Origin of the sequence: Nostoc sp., from assembly GCF_036916655.1 — a bacterium.
In the GTDB taxonomy this organism is placed as follows: Bacteria; Cyanobacteriota; Cyanobacteriia; order Cyanobacteriales; family Nostocaceae; genus Nostoc.
The window spans coordinates 282,488-305,384 of record NZ_JBALFY010000093.1 but is presented as its reverse complement, the minus strand read 5'-3'; the positions used below and the strand labels follow the sequence as shown (position 1 = coordinate 305,384).

Sequence of the window (22,897 nt, the reverse complement as noted above, 5' to 3'; positions counted from 1 at the left end):
GTAATAAATGCTCATCAGATATCTCCAAAAATTAATTAAGTATTACCCAAAATTTTTGTAGGCACAATTCATGAATTGTGCCTACATTCTTTTCACTGATATATCTATTGTGGATTTTCTGGTGTATACCTCTTCCCAGTCCTTTGTAAGCTTGTCGTTTCCGGTAAAACACTTGACTAAACTTAGTGCAAAACTGTAGCCTCAAACTACCCTTATCACTGTCTATAGGAACATGGGATAATTGACTATAACCCTCACTACTACGTTGTTTTGCGTAGATTCAGCAAAAATCTAGTAAAAAAAAAGCAAATTAATTAACTATGGTTACTAGGGCTTATGATAATTCACACTTTGATGAAAGCACTAACGGGGTTGTTGTAATGGTCGAGCCATACAGCCAAAAAGAGCAAATACAGCAAGTTGTTTACCGCATTTTAGATGCCAATTTAGACCGCGCTCGTGAGGGCTTGCGAATTATTGAGGAATGGTGTCGGTTTGGGTTGAATAATGCCCAATTGGCTCTTGAATGCAAGCGCTTGCGACAAGAGGTAGCCAAGTGGCATACCTCCGAACTACGGGCGGCGCGAGATACACCAGGCGATCCGGGGACTGAGTTAACCCATCCTCAGGAAGAACAACGAGCTAGTATCAAATCGGTATTGCAGGCTAACTTTTGTCGCATAGAAGAAGCATTGCGGGTGTTGGAAGAATACAGCAAGCTTTATCAGCCAAATATGGCTAAAGCTTGTAAGCAGATGCGCTATCAAGTTTATACCCTAGAAAGTAGTTTAATGGGTCATCAACGCCATCAATTGTTATGGCGATCGCATTTGTATCTTGTTACTTCCCCACATGAAAGTTTGTTGAACAATGTCGAAGCTGCACTCAAAGGCGGATTAACGCTTCTACAGTACCGCGACAAAACCGCCGATGATTCTTTGCGTCTGGAACAGGCGAAAAAATTACGGCAGTTATGCCACATCTACGGCGCTTTGTTCATTGTTAACGATCGCGTTGATCTAGCTTTAGCTGTCGATGCCGATGGAGTGCATCTGGGACAACAAGATATGCCTATTACCATTGCTCGGCAATTACTGGGTTCGCAACGTTTGATAGGTCGCTCTACCACAAACAAAGAAGAAATGCAAGCAGCAATTGCTGAAGGTGTAGATTATATTGGCGTGGGGCCAGTTTATGAAACTCCCACAAAAGTAGGTAAGGCAGCAACAGGGCTAGAATATGTCAGTTATGCCGCCAAAAATTGCTCAATTCCCTGGTTTGCGATTGGGGGAATAGATGCCAATAATATCAATGATGTGATCGATGCTGGAGCCGAACGTGTAGCCGTAGTGCGATCGCTCATGCAGGCCGAACAGCCTACCCTCGTCACACAATATTTACTCTCCCAACTCAATCGCATTAAACCAGAACTTTAAAAGAGTCATTAGTCATTTGCCCAAAGTGAGTAACCAATACCCAATTCCCAATGCCCCACACACATTATGTCTAATGAGATTACGATTCAGATAAATGGGGAAACCCATAGCTGTTCGTTTCAAACTTCTTTACCCGACTTACTCCAACAGTTGGGTTTTAACCCCCGTTTGGTGGCTGTGGAGTATAACGGCGAAATTTTACACCGCCAGTTTTGGCCACAAACAAAAGTGCAACCAGGCGATCGCTTAGAAGTGGTAACTATTGTTGGGGGTGGTTAGTTGATTTGAGCCAGTAAACCCAAATCCTTAAGGCTACGTCGTGTAATCTCAATTGATACAACCGTTGCAAAAACTTAATTTGCTCTTTGGGTGTAATTTGCAATAACTGCGGTTGTAGCCAAAAACGATCAATGTCTGCGGCGCTGCCAATTTGACGGTTTCCGTAACCTACTTTATTAATAAATTGCTGCATCCTTTCATATCCAGCCCTACGTGCCAGTACTTGGTAAAACCAAACAGTTGAATCCTTAAAGGCTTGACGCAAATTTGTATCATGATTCTAGGCATCAATTTCTCAGTGAATTCCATCCCAAGTGAAAACCGCTACATCATCAAGAACTATACCTGTTTCTAGCGCTACCAGTGCTTTAAAAATTTTGAATGTCGAAGCTGGAGCGAACGCAGTTGCATTACGTTGAGGATTGTGTTCATAGATGCGGTTGTTTTTTGAGTCGTAAATCAAGATTGAGTCTTCACGACCGATTTCTTGAAAGTTTCGCCCGAAATTTGGCGCTTTAACAGCGGGAGGTTCATATCATGTCCGCCTAATTAGTTATAACTCCCGCATCTGTGCAAAAACCAGGAAACCCTCTTTCCCCCTACCCCCTGCTCCCTGCTGCCCTGGCGTCTTAATGATAAGTCTTTAACCGGACACGATATCAGATGAGATTGGAGCCGATTGAGCCAGAACATACATTGCCCCAAAGGTAACCACACTCTATACAGCAACACATCCAATGACCATAAACACAAGAGATTGAATTCGACACTTTGCATAATGCCGAAAGAATTGCTTTATGTTGAACCAGATATTTTTCATTGCACATTTAATCACATCACAAGCGAGATTATACAACTTAGACCATCAATCAAGTTTTTAAATACATCCCGCATCAAGTCTGTTAATCGCAAACTCATCTTGTTATTTTCCAGACATTAATTGAGATACATTGCAATGCAACATATCTATAAATACATCTATCAAATCTTCACAAAGAAACCTTAACTAAATGGTATTACTTTATACGGCAGCTTTTGGAACTAAGACATATTGCTGTCGTCTATTAGATCAATATAACAATATTGATTGCTCTCAAAAAATCTGGAGCATTAATTAAAATGAAAACCCTTAGACTACTTGCAATTATTCCTACAGCTTTGGCGATGAGTTTGGTTTTCACTGAGGCTAATTTGGCACAAACACCTACAATCCAAATTAATCGGAATCTCCAACCAGATCCACTGGTTTTGAACGGAAAGTCTGGGGGAACTGTCAAAAGTAATTGTGGCAATATTACCACTGAACCTAATCAAGTTATCCAAGTTACAGAGTCACTACCTTATTTGCGATTAACAGCAGAAAGTAAAGGAAAGGCAACGCTACTGATTGACGGGCCAGGGGGACGCTTTTGTGTACTACCAGATAGTTACTCTGGAGGTAAGTCAGAACTTTCTGGTTACTGGCAGGCAGGAAAATACTTACTATATGTAGGTGAATTATCGCAACGAGAGTATGACTACACTCTCTCAATCTCGCAAAAAAAGAAATAGTCATTGGTCATTAGCAAGGGATAGGAAACACAATTTTTGGTGAGGCGATGCCTACGCCTAGTTACTACAAAAGTTAGTTTAATACTCTATTTTGATTTTTTTCAGCATAAATACTAATTGACAAAAATAATCTTATCTTCCAATGCAAACAATCAGTCATTAGTAACTTGACTAATGACTAATAACTAATGACCAATGACTAATAACTAATCTTCCAGTGATTTGGCTGGAACTTCAACAGCAGTGACATCAATCGTGCCTTCTGGTGTGAAGCGTTGAAAATGACTATCTCGTACTAACAGTGACTCTCCACAGTTAGGACATTGCAACTGACTGTTATTTAAACCTGTAAATTCATATTCACAGACGGGACACTGATCGGCAATCAAGTTGCGTTGTAGCCACCAACGAAAGCCAAAAAAAGCCACAATAGGTGCCAACAATAGCAACCCAAAAATAATTAGCAATGAATTGACCAACCAACCCAAGCCCACTGATGCTAGCAACCAAACAACTGCCAGCAGGGTAAGCCAAGGGCGGAGATTTAAAAGATTCAATTGAAATGACTTAAAGCTCATTTTTTAAATTTCGTCCTGCTCTCCTTCTAGGATAGCGATTTTAGTCGTTTGTCATTAGTCATTGCTGATAATAGAAGTATTTTTTGCAAGTGTTGTTGGAAGGCATCTATGCCAAACAGAGCGATCGCCTGTTCTCTTAGCCAATCTCCATCACATCGCTGGTCATCACCTTGCAGCATTTCTTTACAAGCCGTTGCTACGGCATCAGGACTGCGGTGTGGTACTCGCCATCCTAGTTTACCATCCTGTAAAGGATCGGCGGAACCATCATCGTCACCGGATAATACAGGTACTCCACAAGCCATTGCTTCTAGATAAACAATGCCAAAGCCTTCTTGTGAAGGCATAATATAGGCATCAGCAAGGCGGTAATGTTCCATTAACTCTTCTGTGGCAACGAAACCAGCAAATACAACGCGATCGCTCACACCTAAGTCTTTTGCTAGCTGTGCCAATCGTGGTTGGTCATCACCGCGACCAATTACTAAATATTTCACTTCTGGGAAAACTTGAGCGATTTGTGGTAATGCCCGAATCGTGACATCTACACCCTTGTAAATATCCCCTGACCATAACCGCGCTACTGTCATTAACACTTTAGCACCAGTTAAGCTATACTTCTGGATTAATTCTGGTTGCTTGGAACCAGGAGTAAATTTGCTCCCATCAATTGCACAAGGCATCATCTGTACTGTTTTCGGGTTTAGACTATTAGCAACACAAGCGCGATCGCGGCTGTAGCGACTAATTGTCCAAATTCCAACTGCTGATGTCAGGGCGCGACGTTCTTGATTTTTCAGCGGTTCCCAGACTTCTTTACCGTAAGTGAGTACGGTATAAGGAATCCCCAACGGCTGGCAAAGAGTTTGGATTAATACTGCTAAGTTAATATGACCGCAGAAAACTTGCTGCGGACGACTTTGCAATAGGCACTTCAGTAAAGCTGCTGCCATTTGCAATCTCCCCAAATAGGGAGACTGGTTTTTAAAGTAATGAAATTTTAAGTTCTCATCTTCAAACGGATTTAAGCTATCAGGACTATCTCGTAGCAAAAATACTTCTGCCTTGTAGGTTTGGCTCAATCCCAAATAGGCGCGAAAAATATCTTTTATATATGATTGGATACCACCTTCGTGGGCAAAAATTTCTAAGAAAACGAAGACATGGTTAGTTTTTTGGTTAACTTTATTACCTAACTTGAGGTTTTCTGTCACTGTAGCGATCTGCATGTTAGGTTATTTACACTCGCGGTAAGGGAGCGATTGCACCACTTTGTAACCTTTCTAAATCTGTTTTGACCATTTTTTCTAAAAGTTCCTCAAAGCTGACTTGGGGTTCCCAGCCAAGGTTTCTTTTAGCTTTACTGGGGTTAGCTACTAGTTGAAAATGCTCATCTTGTCGCAACAAACTAGTATTTAATACTATATGCTGTGTCCAATCCAATCCGACAGACTCAAAGGCTGTGCTAACTAAATCTCTAACACTATGTAGTTTACCAGTGCCAATCACGTATTCTTCTGGTTCATCAACTTGCAACATTAGCCACATTGCTTCTGCATAATCTCCCGCAAACCCCCAATCGCGTTTGGCATCCAGATTACCCATTTCTAAAGTATCAGTTAAACCCAATTTAATCGATGCGGCTGCCAAAGAAACTTTTCGGGTGACAAACTGAGGTGGGCGTAGAGGAGACTCGTGATTATATAAAATTCCACTACAGGCAAATAGTCCATAGCGCTGTCTGTGATGCACCATCGTCCAGTGGGCGTGCATCTTAGCCGCAGCATAGGGATTTTTGGGACGAAAAGGGGTTTCTTCATCTTGAGGCGAAATAAATACATCGCCAAACATTTCTGAACTGCTAGCTTGATAAAATCTAGTAGACAAACCAACATTTCGTACTGCTTCCAAGAGTCTGGTAGCCGTACCAGTGATCAAATCCAAGGTTCCCAATGGATCGTTCCAGGAGTCGGGTACAAAACTGGGAGCCGCCAAATTGTAAATTTCTTGGGGACGTAGTTGTTCAACTGCGGTCAACAGTGCCGCACTATTTTGCAAATCAACTGTAAAAATTTCTACCTGATTTGCCAGTGTTCCTAGTTTTGTTAAATTAGGTTGTCGATGCGGGGGTAATAATCCGACAACTCGATAACCACGATTGAGGAGCAAATGGCTGAGATAGTAGCCATCTTGACCAGTAATTCCTGTAACTAGGGCTGTCTTAGTCACGTCGCTTCGCTCCGAATTCAAAATTCAATCAAAATTAATGATCCCCATAAATAAATTTAGGGGCTTGTATCATGAGTCGTTTTCGGTCATTTATTCCCTATTCTTTCTATCTCTTTAAGCACTAAATGGCATTTTTTGGAGAACAAAATTAAGACTCTCAACACTGTTAATAAATCCTAACAAAGAAGCTAATGTAACTCGAATGCTGTCTTTACTGTCTTCACTAATTCTTTTTATACAAATATATTTCTTAGAATTTTACAAAAAATATAGCAACTAAGCGATTTTACGTAAAAAACATATTATTCAAATTAAAAAAGGAGTATGATTTTGTCAATCAAATAACCATATATTTGATTGGGGACTAAAAGCCCACACTAACGTTTTCTGCAAAATGGTGCAGCGTAAGTAGTTTACTTTTGTCCTTCTACAGAGTATTTGACGATGAGCAGGCAATTTCTACCATCTACACCACGTTCATATACAACACGGTCAGCCAACCGCCTCAGGAGAAACCATCCATACCCACCTACTTGTAGAGTACCTGGGGCTGGTTCTGCGATCGCATCAGGATTGAAAGGTTTTCCATAATCCCAAATTCTAATCTCTAATCGGTCAATCCACAGATAAACTTTAATTTCAATGGTTGTTTCCGGGGGTAAAGCATGATGAGCGTGACGAACAGCGTTGGTAAAGCCTTCTGCTAATGCTAAATTGAGGCGATCAAGTTGGGTTTTTGACCAGCCAAGTTCAGATAAGTGTTGCAGACAAAATTTCTCAAACCATTCTTGCACCTGGTTTAAGAGCCTGAGTTCGCTCTTAACCATCAGATGCTCTTGCCGCACTATGCTAAACATTAGCTGTGACTTGAATGTAAGTAAACCCAAGCTACTAGTTATTAAATTTTGCGCTATCCGCAAAATTTCTCGGACATAAAAAAATCTAAATTTATATATGATATTTACCAAAATACAAAACATGAAAGATTTTGGCATTCTGAGGATTCTAACTAGCAACTTATGTTAAGTAAATTTTTGTTGAAAAATGGATTGGGGATTAGGGACTGGGGACTGGGAAAATTGTTCGCGGATTCAGACCTAAATCAAGTTTTGTTCGCGCAGCGTTCGCACAAGAAGAAAACTCTTCCTAGTCCCCAGTCCCCAGTCCCGAAGCGCCATTCTAAGAGACTTGCTGCACCAAAGTCGAAGAATCCTGGCGCGACTTGTTAAAATTGACGCCTGTTGATTGTTTTCAAAAGCACATCTGCATCTGCTATTGAAACTACAGGCGTCAAAGCACTTTGAGGTGACTAATTTAGAATAGTCCCAAAGTCAAAGATTTATCCAATGGCAAAGCAGCACCAACACCTAGCCAGATGGTGACAAAGGTACCAACGAGGAATACTGTGGTTGCAACTGGACGACGGAAGGGATTTTGGAACTTATTCACGTTCTCAATAAAGGGAACGAGAATTAGCCCTACTGGTACGGAACCCATTGCTAACACTCCTAAAAGCTTGTTAGGAAGCGATCGCAAAATCTGGAAGACTGGATACAAGTACCACTCTGGCAAAATTTCCAATGGTGTTGCAAAAGGATTTGCTGGTTCGCCGGTCATCGCGGGATCTAGCACAGCTAGAGCGACAATCGCAGCAAAGGAACCCATGATCACAATTGGAAAGACGTAAAGTAGGTCATTAGGCCAAGCGGGTTCACCGTAATAGTTGTGACCCATGCCTTTAGCGAGTTTGGCTCTTAACTGAGGATCGCTCAGGTCAGGTTTTTTTTGTGTTGCCATTTTGAAATTTGCTCTCCTGCTTAAGTTAAATTAAAGCATTTGTGAAAGCTATCAGCTACTAGGCAACCAGCAGGCGGCAAACAGCGTTTGTCTCTCTACAGTTCGCCACCTGGAGGTTTTCTACAGCTTTCGGCTCCAGATACAAGTATTTGTTTTTTAGAACTTATGTGCCATTAATTTCTTGTATTTCATAAGTTTAAAACAAACAACTTCATCTGAAAACTGACAAATGTTGCCTTTCGCTAATAACTGAGATTACAAAGGCCCGGAAATGCCTTGCTTGCGGATCATCAAGAAGTGAAACAGCATGAAGACTGCAATCAACCAAGGCAGTACAAAGGTGTGTGCGCTATAGTAACGGGTTAGTGTTGCTTGACCAACACTAGAACCGCCACGCAGCAAGTCGGAGATCAGAACGCCAACCACAGGTATTGCTTCTGGTACGCCGCTAACGATTTTCACAGCCCAATAGCCAACTTGATCCCAAGGTAGGGAATAGCCAGTAACTCCGAAGGAAACGGTAATCACAGCCAGAATCACACCACTTACCCAGGTCAATTCACGGGGCTTTTTAAAACCACCTGTGAGATAAACCCGGAAGACGTGCAAAATCATCATCAACACCATCATGCTGGCAGACCAGCGATGGATGGAGCGAATTAGCCAACCGAAGTTTACTTCAGTCATGATGTACTGTACTGAGGAGAAAGCTTCGGTGACTGTTGGTCTGTAGTAGAATGTCATGGCAAATCCAGTGGCAAACTGGATGAGAAAACAAACCAGGGTAATTCCACCCAGACAGTAAAAGATATTGACGTGGGGAGGGACGTACTTGCTAGTGACATCTTCGGCGAGTGCCTGAATCTCCAGGCGTTCCTCAAACCAGTCGTAAACGTTGGCCATACAATCTCAAGTTCCTAAAAGTCGGTTGCGGTTGATAAATCCCGAAGTTCTGAATCGGCAGAAGCCTTTGTTTCAGACTTCTCTCCCAATTAGCAATTTTGGGATTTTCGTAAAGGGGAGTTTTTTGTTTGCTTTTCAGCTTTTGGCGTGCTAAGAGACTTCAGAAACTTTACATTCTGTAAAGATGGAATATATTGCGATCTCTTTACGCCCCTACACACAAAATGGTGGACACAAAGTAGATTTTATCCTTTGGTGAGTGGATACGATGCATCAGTTGACTGAACAACTTGATGAGAAAAATGCACCACTTCTATAAAAAAAGTAACATAATCGAGAGATAGATTTCATCAACAACAGGGGAAGTGGACATTATCTAAGCAATTTGGGTTGAGGTGGAATTGATAATGGGGTTCATGAATAAACAAGTCTTTCGGGTTGGATTTTCATTGTTAATGGCGTTTTGCTTGGCGTTGGGTACGCTTACTCAGCCGTCGATGGCTTTGACGACGGAACAAAAGCTGGTTTCGGAAGTTTGGCGAATTGTTAATCGCACTTATCTAGATGAGACATTTAATCATCAAAACTGGGCGGCTGTGCGGCAAAAGGTTCTGGAGAAGCCATTGGCAGACTCAAATGCCAGTTATGAGGCGATTGGGAAGATGCTCAAGAGCCTCGACGATCCTTTTACCCGCTTTTTAGATCCAGAACAATACCGCAGTTTGCAGGTCAATACTTCTGGGGAACTGACTGGGGTGGGATTGCAAATTGCCTTGAATCCTGAGACTGGGAAGTTAGAAGTAGTGGCTCCGATCGCCGGTTCACCGGCAGATAAAGCGGGGATTCGACCACGCGATCGCATTCTCAAAATTGAGGGCGTTTCTACAAAAAATCTTACCCTTGATGAAGCGGCAACTAAAATGCGCGGGCCGAGTGGCAGCCTTGTGACTCTCCTAATCGAACGGGACGGAGAGGCAGAAACGGAAATTAGACTAACGCGCGATCGCATTGCTCTTAACCCTGTGGTTTCAGATTTGCGTGTTTCTGCCGAGGGCACACCCATTGGCTACCTACGTCTTACACAATTTAATGCCAACGCTTCCACAGAATTGGCACATGCTATTTCTAGTCTAGAAAAAAAAGGCGCTGCTGCCTACATTCTAGATTTACGAAATAATCCTGGGGGGTTATTACAATCAGGAATTGAAATTGCCCGTCTGTGGTTAGACTCCGGCACTATCGTTTACACTGTTAACCGACAAGGCATTCAGGGTAGTTTTGAAGCCCTTGGCCCAGCTCTGACAAAAGATCCTCTGGTGATTTTGGTGAATCAAGGAACTGCTAGTGCTAGTGAGATTCTCGCCGGCGCACTCCAAGATAACGATCGCGCCCAGTTGGTAGGCGAAACCACTTTTGGCAAGGGCTTAATTCAATCTTTATTTGAATTATCAGATGGTTCGGGCTTGGCAGTCACAATTGCTAAGTATGAAACTCCCCAACATCGGGATATTAACAAACTAGGTATTAAGCCAGATCAGGTTATTTCCCAACCAGCCATTAACCGCGAACAGATTGGTACCGAAGCGGATCTGCAATATCAAGCAGCCGTGGAACTTTTGGTTAAAAACTCGGTGGTGGCCAGAAAGGCTTAAAGGAGAGACGCGATTAATCGCTTCTGTACAAGAGACATCTCCAAAAATTAAAGATGCGTTATCCAGAACCCTTGTAGAGACGTAGCAGTGCTACGTCTCTACATTCTTTTTCGTAGATGTTTAAGAGTTAGGGACTTCCAAATAAAAAAATATGCAATTATAGCAGGGGACTGGGAACTGGGGACTGGGTTGAAAGTCTGTTTGTATATAGGTTTTATCATCAGTTAATGTCCTAACCTCCAAGTCCCTTGCTATAACTCTTGTGAGGTGGGCGTCTCGCCCGCCCAGTCTGTATGGCGGGCAAGATGCCCACCCCACAATATTTGGATAATTTATTTCTTGGAGTTCCCTTAGGAGTTTTTCAGAACGCTCCCCGAACCTGGAGCGTCTCGCAGAGAAGAGGGTTTCCTCCATGAGCAAGTAGCGCGCAAATTTGATTGCCAGGGCAGGTAAGCTGCAACTCAGTCTGATAAATCACCCTCAGAACCAGAATCTTCCAGCAAATGCAACAGCTATTTGTGCTGAACTTGCTTTTTGTCAGCAACTATGAGATATTCTGTCTAAGATTTAAAATACTATATTCCTATCATAATACTGTGAATTTTTGATAGTTAACAGAGGTTATAAACTTTTTGACATGAATTTAAGTTTTTTCAGAAAGCATCCACTGTTGTTTGTCATCATAATTTTCTTTGGGCTTTTTTTCAGTAGTACAGTAGTTGCAGCCAACTTAAAATTATATTTTGCTACTCACAACTCTCGGTCAGTAAAATCAGCAAATTATCAAGATATTGCGATCGCAGATCAGCAGCGACCTGTAGATAAATTACTAAAATTGATCCAGCAGCGATTACTAATTGCACATGATGTAGCCCGGTGGAAATGGAATCACAAACGTCCGATTGAGGATCTCAAGCGCGAACAAGAGTTATTATTAAAGGTTAGACAACAAGCAAAAACTCATAACCTAGAACCCGATACAGTTGCAGAATTTTTTCAAGCACAAATAGATGCAGGAAAACTCATCCAAACGGCTGATTTTCAAAACTGGCAAAAACAAGGTAATAAATCTTTTCCTAACGTCCCAGACTTAAACCAAACATTACGACCATCGTTAGACAAATTAAACACAGAATTTTTCTTTGCTTTAACAGAACTGACTCCTGTTCTAGGTTGTCCGCAGATAGGAGAATTAATTCAGTCACGTTCTCAGGTGATTATTCAGGGAGATGGTATTGATCGGCAAGTGCAAAGCCGAGCAATTTCACCTCTGCTGAAATTGAAAAGCGCTTCTTGCAAAGTAGTTTCTTTCCCTTGATTAGATTGTCTCGTTCCCAGTCGGAGACTTGTAATGCTGTCCTAGAGGCTCCGCCGTCAGGAGCAGCATTTCCAGGCGGAGTCTGGAAACGAGGTTTGCCGTACCCCTACGGGTGTACTTATGCCGACAAGGGTAGCTGAATCACAAATTCAGTTCCTTCGCCAATTTGAGAATTAACCTCGATCGCTCCGCCGTGAGTTTCTTCAACGATTTGACGGGCGATCGCTAACCCTAACCCTGTCCCTTTCCCGACAGCTTTCGTCGTAAATAAATGGTCAAATATTTTTGATTTGACTTGTTCACTCATCCCCTTGCCATTATCCACAATGGCAATTTTAACTAGATTAGTTTCAACTGAAGTTGTAATGGTAATGCGGTTAGGATTGGCATTAACTTCTTCAAAGCTTCGGCCATGATTAGATTCATCTAGGGCATCAATGGCATTTGCAATCAGATTCATGAATACCTGATTTAATTGACCAGGGAAACATTCAAGTTGAGGTAAATTACCGTAATTTGTCACAACTTCAATAGCGGGACGTTGTTCATTGCTCTTGAGACGATGTTTCAAAATTAAAATTGTGCTATCAATACCTTCGTGAATGTTAAATGGCACTTTGTAGTCTTGATCGGCACGAGAGAAAGTTCTTAAACTGGTGCTAATATTTTTGAGGCGATCGCACGCCATAGACATAGAATCAATCATCTTGGGCAAGTCTTCTAAGGTATAATCCAAGTCAATTTCTTCGGCATGGTCAAGAATTTCATCATTTTTGTTGGGTAAACTTTCTTGATAAAGCTTTAAGTGTTCAACAATATCGGCGATGGTAGGTTTAGCAAGTTTTAGGCTGGCAGCAATAAAACCAAGAGGATTATTCATTTCGTGAGCCACACCAGCAACTAAGTTACCTAGTGCAGACATTTTCTCACTTTGGACAATTTGTAATTGAGCTTGTTGCAAATCTTCTGATTTTTGCTGCAATTCGGCAAACGATCGCTCTATTTGTTGCGAATACTCTAGCGATCGCTCATAAAGTCGAGCATTTTCCAGAGAAATCGCGGCTTGGGCACAGAGTAAATTCAGGAGTTCGACGCGATCGCTTGTGAACACCCCCGTCGCTAGATTATTTTCTAGATATAAAATGCCCATCAACTTCCCTTGATGCAAAATTGGACTACACAAGATACTCTTGGGCTGCTGACGGATGATATAGGGGTCATTGGCTAAGGTGCGATCGGCACTTGCATCAACTATTACAGCAGTTTGCTTGTCATGCTTGACTTTGTAAATCAGTCTGTGGGGAATGTCCTGGCTATCTTCAATGGGAATACGCTGCAAGACAACTGGCTTTGAACCTGTGGTAATTGACCCTTTGATTAACAGGCGCGAGTCTCGCATGAGCATGAACACGCATTTATCAGCCCCCGCATTTTCGATCACGATTTCAAGCAACGATGAAAGTAGATTTTCCAGTTCGATTTCACCGGAAATAGTATGAGAAGCTTTGAGAATAGTAGCTAAATCTAAAGCCACAGAAACATTACCACTGGATATGGCCGAACTGGTGGAGGTGACACTAGCCAATGTGAACAGAGTTTCGTGAGTGGAGAGAGAAGAACGGGTTTGCTCTAATATAGGTCTAAGTAGTTGCGGATAGCGAGCTTCTAGGTCGGCGACTTTGGCTTTTGCACCCCAACGAGCATAGGCATAGTAGGCTTCAATCATGTAGTCCCCAGCAATGCGCTGTCTGCCCCAATCTAGGTAGAATTTTGCTGCCAGTTCGTTAGCAAGTGCTTCTTCTTGGGTATATTCGTTAGCTTTGGCTAGAGTTATCGCCTTGTCGTAAAACTCAATTGCTTCGGCTTTTTGTCCTAACACTCGACATTTTTCTGCCGCTACCAAATCAATCTTATGTTGATAATTCATGGGTGCATGATACGCCCATTGCTGTAACTTGGTTTGGTTTTCTATGACACCCTGCAATGCTTCTGATGTTTCATCTAACTGGGGATTTAATTGTGCCAGAGTTAGCAGAGAATCATAAAGATAAAATACTGGTTCGGTGACTAATCCCGCACCAGCCATAAAATAGCGCCTGACTTCAATAGCATGATTTTTCGCTGGCTCAATTTCTCCAAACAAGAAACAAAGCATTAGTTTATACAAGTGGAAAATATACAATCCATATCCATCTTTGGCAGACTCTAGCTGCTGGAGAAATTCTGTTTCTTCAAGGGCTTTCCCAGACAAAAGGGTGGTATGTTCCGCAAAACCTAGCAGATTTAAAACAGGTTGCCAATAAATCCGACAATAATTTGCGGTTGTTAATTGATTTAATTGCGTCAAACTATGGCAGTAAGCGCAAATATCCTGCTCTAAGGTAGGTAGGGGTTGACTGCTCCAAAAAGAATTGAGACAAAAACTGTGACCATTGTACCCAGCAAGTACCAAGTTCCCAAATTCTATGGCAGTGGTGTAACCTTCTTGCAACAGGGGTAGTGTTTCTTGAATGTGAGAGTTGCGGTGTACAACAAATAACCCCAAGATCATCAAAACATCTGTTTTACTTGCTTTGGCATCGAGTTTTGAAATAATCTGGAGTGCCAGGGAAGCAAACTGCGATCCTGTATCCACGACTTGGAAGAAATTGCAGAGAATATTGCTATAGTTCGCATAGCCGAAAGCAGAAGTCGATGTGTTACCGTACTGAATTGATAGTTTAACGGACAAAGTATTCAGCAATGGGTACAGCGCAGAGCCAGTGAGGTAAGCGGCTGGGCTGATGATATTGACAATTTTAAGAGTACCGAGTTTTTCTGCATCTGTCATTTCAGGCAAGTTGACCAAATCGGCAATTTCCCGATCTCCAATGAGTTCCTCAATCTCTTGGATTTCCTGTTGAATATCTGATAGTGTCGGTGTTTCAGGAAAGGTGACACCAAGCTGTTGTAAGACTGGTTGGGCGATCGCGATCGCTGATGTCAATTTACTTTGGGAAATATGAGATTGAATTCTAAAGCAGTAAACATTGACTTTTTCAGGTAAGGAGCGTGCCTGTTGAATGACAATATCAATAAACTGTTCCATCCCCTCAAAGTTACCGTTTAGCATTGCTACTTCCGCAGCTAATTCATATAAGGCAAGGGTCATTGCATACTGCTGCTGCCAAGTATTTTCTGACAACAAAGACAATCCCACTGTCGCATATTCACGCGCTGCTTGATAGGCGGTTGAAGTTTTAGCTTTGCGACAGGCAATTAAATTAAGCCCAGCTAATTCTTCTTGTTGAGTTGGTTGGGTAATTAAAGCAGTTCCGTGATTTAATTGATTGACGATTTCAAAAATACGGTCAACTCTAGTTTGTGCGGAAATCTGTTGTAGAAGCAGTTGTCCGATTTGGTAATGAGTCGTTTGTTTTTGGTCATCGGGAATTAGGGAATAGGCTGCTTGTTGAACGCGATCGTGTAAAAATTTATAAGAAACTGTCATTTGTCCATTGTCATTGGTCATTTGTTTTTGACTATCTACTAATGACAGATGACTAATGACTAATGACTCTTGTTGATAAAACTTATAAATATCACCAATCGGTAAAATCAAACCTTCTTGCAATGCTTTCCATAAATTGGCTGCGGTTTCTACTTCTGAGTGTTCTGAAACAATTGCTAATGTTGTTAGATCGAACTGATTGCCAATACAAGCGGCTAACTTCAGAATATTCTGGGTTGCTAAGGGTAACTTCTCTAACTGCAACGCCATAAATTCTACAACATCATCGGTCAAGGCTTGTTGATTAATTTTGGACAGATCGCATTGCCAACAGCCTAACTCCAAGTTAAATTGAATGAGATTTTCTTCGTGTAGGGCTTTGAGAAATTGGGTAGCAAAAAATGGGTTGCCTTTAGTTTTTTGATAGACTAATTGTGAAAGAGGTAATGCCAAATTTTCTGTACTTTTTAGGGTATCAGCGACTAATTGATTGATTTGAGATTGACTCAGGGGTGTTAAAGTAATAGTATTAATGACTGCTTGGTTTTTTTGAATTTCGCTCAAAGTCAGCATTAATGGATGGGCTGGATTGACTTCGTTATCACGATAAGCACCAATGATCAAAAGATGACCTGTATCAGCTATTAATAGCTGCATCAACTTTAATGATGCTGAATCAGCCCATTGTAAATCATCTAAAAACATCACTAATGGATGTTCGGCGCTAGTAAAGACTTGGGTGAATTTTTGAAACAATAAATTAAAGCGATTTTGGGCTGCCGTTCCTGATAATTCTACTGCTGGTGGTTGTTCGCCAATGATTTTTTCTAATTCGGGAATGACTTCAATAATTACCTGACCGTTCTCTCCAACAGTTTCTAATATTTGATTTTTCCATTGCTCTAGTTGGACATCACTTTCGGTTAACAATTGCCCCATTAAATCCCGAAATGCTTGTACAAAAGCAGAGAAGGGAATATTGCGTTGAAATTGGTCAAATTTTCCTTTGATAAAATAACCGCGTTGCCGAACAATTGGTTTATGAACTTCGTTGACAACGGCGGTTTTCCCAATACCTGAAAAACCTGCTACCAGCATCATTTCTGTTGCACCAAGACTGACTCGCTCAAATGCTTGCAGTAAAGTTTCTGCTTCGGTTTTTCGTCCGTAGAGTTTGTCGGGGATGATGAAGCGATCGCACACGTCCCTCTGTGCAATGTCAAAAGCCTTAATTATACCATCAACCTGTAGCTGATGTAAACATTTTTCTAAATCAAACTTCAAACCTAATGCACTCTGATATCTATCTTCGGCATTCTTCGCCATCAGTTTCATCACGATATCTGAAATCACCTGCGGTATCTCATCTCTAATCACTGAAGGAGGTTGTTTGGCAATATGACAATGCACCAACTCCATTGAATCTTTTGATTGAAATGGCAAAACTCCAGTCAGTAATTCGTAGAAAGTTGCACCCAAAGAATAGAAATCTGTGCGATAGTCAATTCCCCGATTCATTCTGCCTGTTTGTTCTGGGGAAATATAAGCTAGTGTCCCTTCTAAAACATTGGGATTGATTAATGTTTGTGTTTCTCTTGGTAATAAAGATGCAATACTAAAGTCAATTAATTTAACTTGTTTGGTTTCTGGGTTAATTAAAATATTGCTGGGCTTGATATCTTTATGAATAATCCGCTGTCGATACAATATATCTAAGGCGTTGCAGAGTGCGATCGCAATTCGTAAAAACTCTTCACCAGACGCAATATATCGCCCCTGGTCAGAGGTGAAATAATTTTGAAGAGAAATCCCCCCAAAGTCTTCCATCACCAGCGCATAGCCATTCTGGTAGGGTTCTAGATTGTAGGTTTGGACAATTAGCGGTGAGTTGAGATTTTTAGCAATGGTATACTGATTGCGAAACGACAAGAGTTCATGGAAACTAGGATAAAGATTTTTCAGCAGTTTAATGACTACAGGTAATGAGTCAGTCTCTCGAACCCCGCGATAAACTAAGGTTCTCGAACCATTGTAGAGTTCTTCACTGATGCGATATCCAGGAATATTGACAATAGTGCTAACCATGCTGCTAAATCTGTGAAACTTCCAGATTTAGTATTCCCAAAAAAGATCCCCGACAACTTGCACGAAGTCGGGGATCTGAGGACTAAACTATAACGGAATTTCAATGAAAAATTCTGTACCCTCTCCTAGTTTAGAAATGCAGCTTAACTGACCTCCATGTTTTTCTACTACAATCGAATAGCTAGTTGACAATCCCAAACCTGTAGCACTACCAATCGGCTTTGTCGTAAAAAATGGATTAAACATCTTATTTTGCACGGACTCGCTCATCCCTACACCGTTGTCTGCAATGCGAATTAATACCTTTTTAGGTTCTAAAAATTCCGTCCGAATTATAATAGTAGGTGTACGATTTACCATTGATTCTTGTAAAGCATCAATGGCATTATTTATCAAATGTATGAATACCTGATTTAAAGCTGAAGCATAACAATTGACTAAAGGCAGATTTGCATATTCTCGAATAACTGTAATCTCGGAATGCTTGCTATTGTTTTTAAGTCGATGTTGCAAAATTAACAGCGTGCTATCAATACCAGAGTGAATATCTACTTGTTTGATTTCTGATTCATCCAATCGGGAAAAGTTTCGCAGTGACAGCACAATTTGACGGATGCGATCTGCTCCTGTTCTCATCGACAAGAGTAGTTTTTGTAAATCATTCACCAGAAATTCTAGTTCTATATCGGTGATTTTTGCGGCAATCTCTGGCAATGGTTGGGGATAGTATTTCTGATATAAGTTATTTAATTCAATTAAGGAAGCAACATATTCACTGGCTGGTTCTAAGTTGCCATAGATGAAATTAATCGGATTATTAATTTCATGAGCAATGCCGGCAACTAGCTGTCCCAAACCGGACATTTTTTCAGCTTGAATGAGCTTGGCTTGAGTCGAGTATAGTTTTTCTAAGGTTGATTCTAGCTGAGTGTAAGAACGTGTGATTTCTTGGGTGCGTTCTTCGACTTTTTGCTCCAAAGTATGAGAATATTCCTCTAATTGGCGATAAAGTTGGGCATTTTCTAGAGAGATCGCTGCTTGAGTCGTGAGGAGTTTGAGAACTTGTAAGCGATCGCTCGTAAATGCTCCCACTGTCAGATTATTTTCTAGGTACAAAATGCCAATCAATTTGCCTTGGTTGAGAATTGGCGCACAGAGAATACTCTTAGGTGAATGGCGAATAATATAAGGGTCAGCCGCTAGGGTTGGCTCAACTACTGCATTCTCAATTACAGTCAAGGTGAGGGTATTTTTGACCCGATTGATTAGGGTAACGGGTACTGTTTGACCATCGTCAAAGGGCAGCCTTCGCAAAATAATGCTAGGCTGTTCCAATTGGGATAATGCCTCGATTACCCAGCGCGAGCCTGAAGGCATCAGCAACGCACATTTATCCGCTCCCGCACTTTCCAGTATCACCTCAAGTAGGGTTGAGAGTAATTTATCCAACTCAATTTCACTCGACAGAGATTGAGAAGCTTTGAGAATGGTCGCCAGATCCAGAGCTTGGGAGAGGCTAGCATTATTGAAGCTGGAAGTCTGAATCGTGTGAGAAGAGATCGCAATCATCGTTTCCGTAGATGTGAAAGATGGTTGCTGTTTTTGCCAAGTTGTGGCGAGTAGTTGGGGATAGCGGGTTTCTAAATCAACAACTTTAGCTTTTGCTCCCCAACGGGTGTAACAATAATAAGCTTCAGTCATATAGGTTTGAGCGATTTTTTCTTTGCCCCAATCCAGATAGAATTTAGCAGCTAGTTCATTGGCTAATGCTTCTTCGTTGGGGTATTGATTTTCTTTGGCGAGTTGAATGGCGCGATCGTACTGCTCCATTGCTTCCAATTTGTTACCGAAAACTCGACACTTTTCGGCCTCCACGAGATGCCATTTATGCTGATGATTCATCGGGGCATTGTGCGCCCACTGATGCAGAATAGTTTGATATGTTTTAAACTCGGCGAGAATTACCGAAAACTCAATTTCTGAGTTTGTGGGAACAAGTGCCAAGTACGTCAGGGCTGCATAGAAATGGAAAGTGGGAATATGCACCATTCCCGATGCTGCCATCAAATAGGACTTGCCTTGGGTGATATAGTCGAGGGCAGCCTGATAATTGCCAAAGTAGTAAGCAAGCAGCAGTTTGTAAGTAGATACAAAGGCGATCATGGTGAGATTCTTATCTTCGTAGTGCTTAGGAATCATCACCGTTTCATCGTAGGCAGTGCCTATTAAGCAATGGGGCTGGCTCACCGTTTCTCGGAACTGCTGCACTGTTTGCCGCACCATGCCCAAAATAATATGCGCTGAATCTTGTTTCAATTGAGCCAGGGCAGCACTGTAACCAGTCAATTCCGGTGCCAATGTGTCCAGGTCTACACCTGCAAAAAGCGCAACATAGCCGTAATTTGCTATGCCGTAGCCAGCAAAGAGAAAATCACCTGTTTCCATACCAATGGTGTAACTATCTTTCATGGTTGGTAGGGTTGCCAAGAATGATTGCTGGTGATGCTGAATGAAATTCCCAAACATGTTGAGAGTGCTGCATTTCATGGACTGAGCATTCAACCTCTCCAGTAAGGAGAGTGCTAATTTACCAAACTCGTAGCCTGTTTCGACTTCGCCAAGAATTGAACATAGCACCATGCCATGAATCACATAGCCGACTGTCGAGGCTTTGTCATTGCCAAACTGGAGCGACAACCGCACCATCGTCGCGCTCAACAGGGGTAGCAAACCTGGCATTCCCTGGAACACAGGTGCAACCAACATTCTTAACAATTGCATCGCGGCGATCGCACCGCGATCGCTCATCACGGGCAGATCGATCAACCCAGCAATCTCTCTGCCATTTAGTTGCTGGTTAAGTTCTTGTAAGGCTTTGTCAATCAAAGCTTCGTCTACTTCCGTCGGGAAATGCACCCCAAATTCTGCTAGAGCCTCTGTTCCCACTGCCAGCGCCGTTAATATTTGGATCTGAGCCGTCTGTGCCACGATTTGAATTTCGTAAATTCTCACTTTGTCGAAAATGGTCTGTGCTTGTCGCAATACCACTGCGGCTAGCTGTTCCATACCCTCAAAGTCACCATTCAAATACGCAACTTCCGCAGCCGTCACATACAGATTCAGAGTTAGTTCATATTGATGTTGCCAGCAATCGACCTCTAGTAAATCAATTCCAGTTTGTAGATACACTTTGGCGGCAGTGTATGCAGTTGAACTTCTGGCTTTACTGCCAGCTTTGAAGTTAAGTTGCGCTAAGGCTATTCGTTCTTGTTGTTGATTAATTAATTCAATTCCTAAATTCAAATGCAGGGCAATATCAAACAGTTTTTCTTCTCGTTCTATTTCGGAAAAGTTTTGCTGAAGTAACTGTCCAATTTTGACATGAGTTGCTTTTTTTTGGTCATCAGGAATTAGGGAATAAGCTGCTTGTTGAACTCGGTCATGCAAAAACCGATAAATCGGATTAGCTGCGGCATTAGAAACCGAAGTACCATCAGATTGAATAAAGAACTTATAGATTTCCGTATTCGGAATAATCAGCCCTTCTTGCAACGCTTTCCATAAATCAGCCGCCGTTGTTTCTAGGGATTGTTCTGAAACGATCACCAGCGTATTCAAATCAAACTGCGCTCCAATACAAGCTGCCAGTTTGAGAACATTCTGAGTCTGGTTCGGCAATTTCTGCAATTGCAGTGACATAAACTCCACCACATCATTAGTAATTGCTAAGGCTCTGACTTCGGCAATATTACACTGCCAATGACAGGATTCTAAGTTAAAGGTAATTAGATGATCGTCATTTAATGCCTTGAGAAACTGGGTAGCAAAGAAAGGATTACCATGAGTTCTTTGATAGACTAATTTTGTCAAAGGTTGGGCTAGCAATAATTCGCAATTCAGGGTATCTGCCACCAACTGATTCATATCTGGTTCGCTTAACGGTTGCAGCACAATCGTATTGACCACTGCCCCAGTTTTGACGATTTCATCTACAGTCAAGATGAATGGGTGAACTGGTGAGACTTCATTATCCCGATATGCACCCAAGATTAATAAATGTCCTGTTTCTGACATCAATAGTTGCAGCAATTTCAGCGATGCGGAATCTGCCCATTGCAAATCATCTAAAAATATCACTAAAGGATGTTCAACACTTGTGAAGATTTGCACAAATTTATGCATCAGGAGATTAAAACGGGTTTCGGCAGCACTTCCTGATAATTCTATAGCTGGAGGTTGAGTACCAACAATGCGTTCTAATTCTGGAATTACGTCAATCAAGACTTGTCCATTGTCGCCAACGGCTTCGAGAATTTTAGTTTTCCAGGCTTGTAATTGTGCATCTGATTCTGAAAGCAATTGCCCCATTAAATCTCGGAATGCTTGCACAAATGCCGAAAAGGGAATATTGCGCTGGAATTGGTCATATTTCCCTTTAATAAAATAACCGCGTTGCCGGACAATGGGTTTATGAACTTCATTGACAATAGCAGTTTTCCCAATCCCAGAAAAACCTGCTACCAACATCATTTCTGTTGTTCCAAGGCTGACTTTTTCAAATGCTTGGAGGAGGGTTAATACTTCGGTTTCTCTGCCGTAGAGTTTTTCGGGAATGAGGAAGCGATCGCTAATATCTCGCTCTGCTAATCTAAAATGTTCAATGTTTCCGGTGGCTTGTAATTGACTTAGGCAAATCTCCAAATCATGCTTGATTCCCAAGGCACTCTGATAGCGTTCTTCGGCATTCTTCGCCATTAACTTGCTGATGATTTCAGATAAAACTAAGGGAATATTGGGATTGTGATGATGTACAGCAATGGGATTTTTGGCAAGATGACAATGCACTAACTCCATCGGATCGTCGGATACAAATGGTAATTTCCCTGTGAGTAATTCATAAAATGTGATACCTAATGAATAGAAGTCACTACGATAGTCAATTCCCCGGTTCATCCTTCCAGTTTGCTCTGGCGAAAGATAAGCAAGTGTGCCTTCTAGAACGTTGGCATTTTGAATTTCTTGGGTTTCTCTTGGTAGCAAAGATGCAATACTGAAGTCAATTAATTTAACTTGTTTGGTTTCGGGATTAATTAAAATATTACTGGGTTTAATATCTTTATGAATAATGCGATGACGAATGACAATATCTAATGTGTTACATAGAGATATAGCAGAGAGCAAAAATTCCTTTAGAGAGGTTATATGTAACCTCTCTACCTTGACAAAATCCTTAAGGGATATGCCCCCAAAGTCTTCCATCACCAACGCATAGCCATTTTGGTATGGTTCTAGGCTATAAGTTTGAATAATTCCCGGATAGTTAAGATTTTTGGCGATGGTGTACTGATTGCGAAACGACAAGAGTTCAGAGAAGCTAGGATAAGGATTTTTCAGCAGTTTAATCACTACAGGTAACGAGTCAGTCTCTCGAACCCCTCGATAAACCAGGGTTCTGGAACCATTGTAGAGTTCTTCACTGATGCGATATCCGGGAATACTGACTAAAGTGCTAACCATGCTGCTAAATCCTGAATACTTCCAGATTTAGTATTCCCAAAAAAATCCCCGACTTCGCGAAA

13 protein-coding genes and 1 pseudogene are annotated in these 22,897 nt (G+C 41.6%); 5 read left to right on the top strand and 9 right to left on the bottom strand.

Going from position 1 to position 22,897, the window contains the following annotated elements:
• Nucleotides 1-320: 320 nt before the first annotated feature.
• Both V7L31_RS25385 and thiS read left to right on the top strand, forming a co-directional pair.
• The gene (locus V7L31_RS25385) at nucleotides 321-1,436 is read left to right on the top strand and encodes a thiamine phosphate synthase (RefSeq protein ID WP_334698824.1); all 1,116 of its coding nucleotides are present in this window, start codon (nucleotides 321-323) and stop codon (nucleotides 1,434-1,436) included.
• Between the two features lie 66 nt (nucleotides 1,437-1,502).
• Nucleotides 1,503-1,715, top strand: coding sequence for a sulfur carrier protein ThiS (gene thiS / locus V7L31_RS25380; RefSeq protein WP_289795252.1), 213 nt, complete (start codon nucleotides 1,503-1,505; stop codon nucleotides 1,713-1,715).
• 43 nt (nucleotides 1,716-1,758) lie between these two features.
• Here the strand turns inward: thiS and V7L31_RS25375 are convergent.
• Nucleotides 1,759-2,238: pseudogene (locus V7L31_RS25375) on the bottom strand (penicillin-binding transpeptidase domain-containing protein); the annotation flags it as partial.
• 596 nt (nucleotides 2,239-2,834) lie between these two features.
• Here V7L31_RS25375 and V7L31_RS25370 point away from each other — a divergent pair.
• Nucleotides 2,835-3,266, top strand: coding sequence for a hypothetical protein (locus V7L31_RS25370; RefSeq protein WP_334698823.1), 432 nt, complete (start codon nucleotides 2,835-2,837; stop codon nucleotides 3,264-3,266).
• A gap of 206 nt (nucleotides 3,267-3,472) precedes the next feature.
• Here the strand turns inward: V7L31_RS25370 and V7L31_RS25365 are convergent, their stop codons facing one another.
• The 6 genes from V7L31_RS25365 to petB form a co-directional block, all read right to left on the bottom strand.
• On the bottom strand, nucleotides 3,473-3,844 hold the full coding sequence (locus V7L31_RS25365; RefSeq protein WP_334698822.1) for a hypothetical protein: 372 nt from the start codon (nucleotides 3,842-3,844) through the stop codon (nucleotides 3,473-3,475).
• A 26-nt stretch (nucleotides 3,845-3,870) separates the two neighbouring features.
• Nucleotides 3,871-5,073, bottom strand: a complete 1,203-nt coding sequence (locus V7L31_RS25360; RefSeq protein ID WP_334698821.1) for a glycosyltransferase family 4 protein — start codon at nucleotides 5,071-5,073, stop codon at nucleotides 3,871-3,873.
• A 10-nt stretch (nucleotides 5,074-5,083) separates the two neighbouring features.
• Complete coding sequence (locus V7L31_RS25355) at nucleotides 5,084-6,073, bottom strand: GDP-mannose 4,6-dehydratase (protein WP_334698820.1); 990 nt, start codon at nucleotides 6,071-6,073, stop codon at nucleotides 5,084-5,086.
• Nucleotides 6,074-6,486: 413 nt separating this feature from the next.
• On the bottom strand, nucleotides 6,487-6,930 hold the full coding sequence (locus V7L31_RS25350; protein ID WP_334698819.1) for an ATP-binding protein: 444 nt from the start codon (nucleotides 6,928-6,930) through the stop codon (nucleotides 6,487-6,489).
• A 457-nt stretch (nucleotides 6,931-7,387) separates the two neighbouring features.
• Nucleotides 7,388-7,870: a cytochrome b6-f complex subunit IV gene (gene petD, locus V7L31_RS25345; protein ID WP_334698818.1), complete on the bottom strand. Its 483-nt coding sequence runs from the start codon at nucleotides 7,868-7,870 to the stop codon at nucleotides 7,388-7,390.
• Nucleotides 7,871-8,125: 255 nt separating this feature from the next.
• A complete protein-coding gene (gene petB, locus V7L31_RS25340; protein ID WP_179064867.1) occupies nucleotides 8,126-8,773 on the bottom strand; it encodes a cytochrome b6 in 648 nt (215 codons plus the stop codon).
• Between the two features lie 407 nt (nucleotides 8,774-9,180).
• Between petB and ctpA the strand changes: the two genes are divergently transcribed.
• On the top strand, nucleotides 9,181-10,425 hold the full coding sequence (ctpA, locus tag V7L31_RS25335) for a carboxyl-terminal processing protease CtpA (RefSeq protein ID WP_334698817.1): 1,245 nt from the start codon (nucleotides 9,181-9,183) through the stop codon (nucleotides 10,423-10,425).
• Nucleotides 10,426-11,062: 637 nt separating this feature from the next.
• Nucleotides 11,063-11,743 carry a gamma subclass chorismate mutase AroQ gene (gene aroQ / locus V7L31_RS25330; RefSeq protein WP_334698816.1) on the top strand — a complete coding sequence of 227 codons (681 nt, stop codon included), beginning with the start codon at nucleotides 11,063-11,065 and terminating at the stop codon, nucleotides 11,741-11,743.
• Between the two features lie 118 nt (nucleotides 11,744-11,861).
• Here aroQ and V7L31_RS25325 read toward each other — a convergent pair whose 3' ends face one another.
• Nucleotides 11,862-17,318 (bottom strand): trifunctional serine/threonine-protein kinase/ATP-binding protein/sensor histidine kinase, encoded by a 5,457-nt coding sequence (locus V7L31_RS25325; RefSeq protein WP_334698815.1) that lies wholly within the window; start codon nucleotides 17,316-17,318, stop codon nucleotides 11,862-11,864.
• A gap of 87 nt (nucleotides 17,319-17,405) precedes the next feature.
• Nucleotides 17,406-22,835, bottom strand: coding sequence for a trifunctional serine/threonine-protein kinase/ATP-binding protein/sensor histidine kinase (locus V7L31_RS25320; protein ID WP_334698814.1), 5,430 nt, complete (start codon nucleotides 22,833-22,835; stop codon nucleotides 17,406-17,408).
• Nucleotides 22,836-22,897 lie beyond the last annotated feature (62 nt).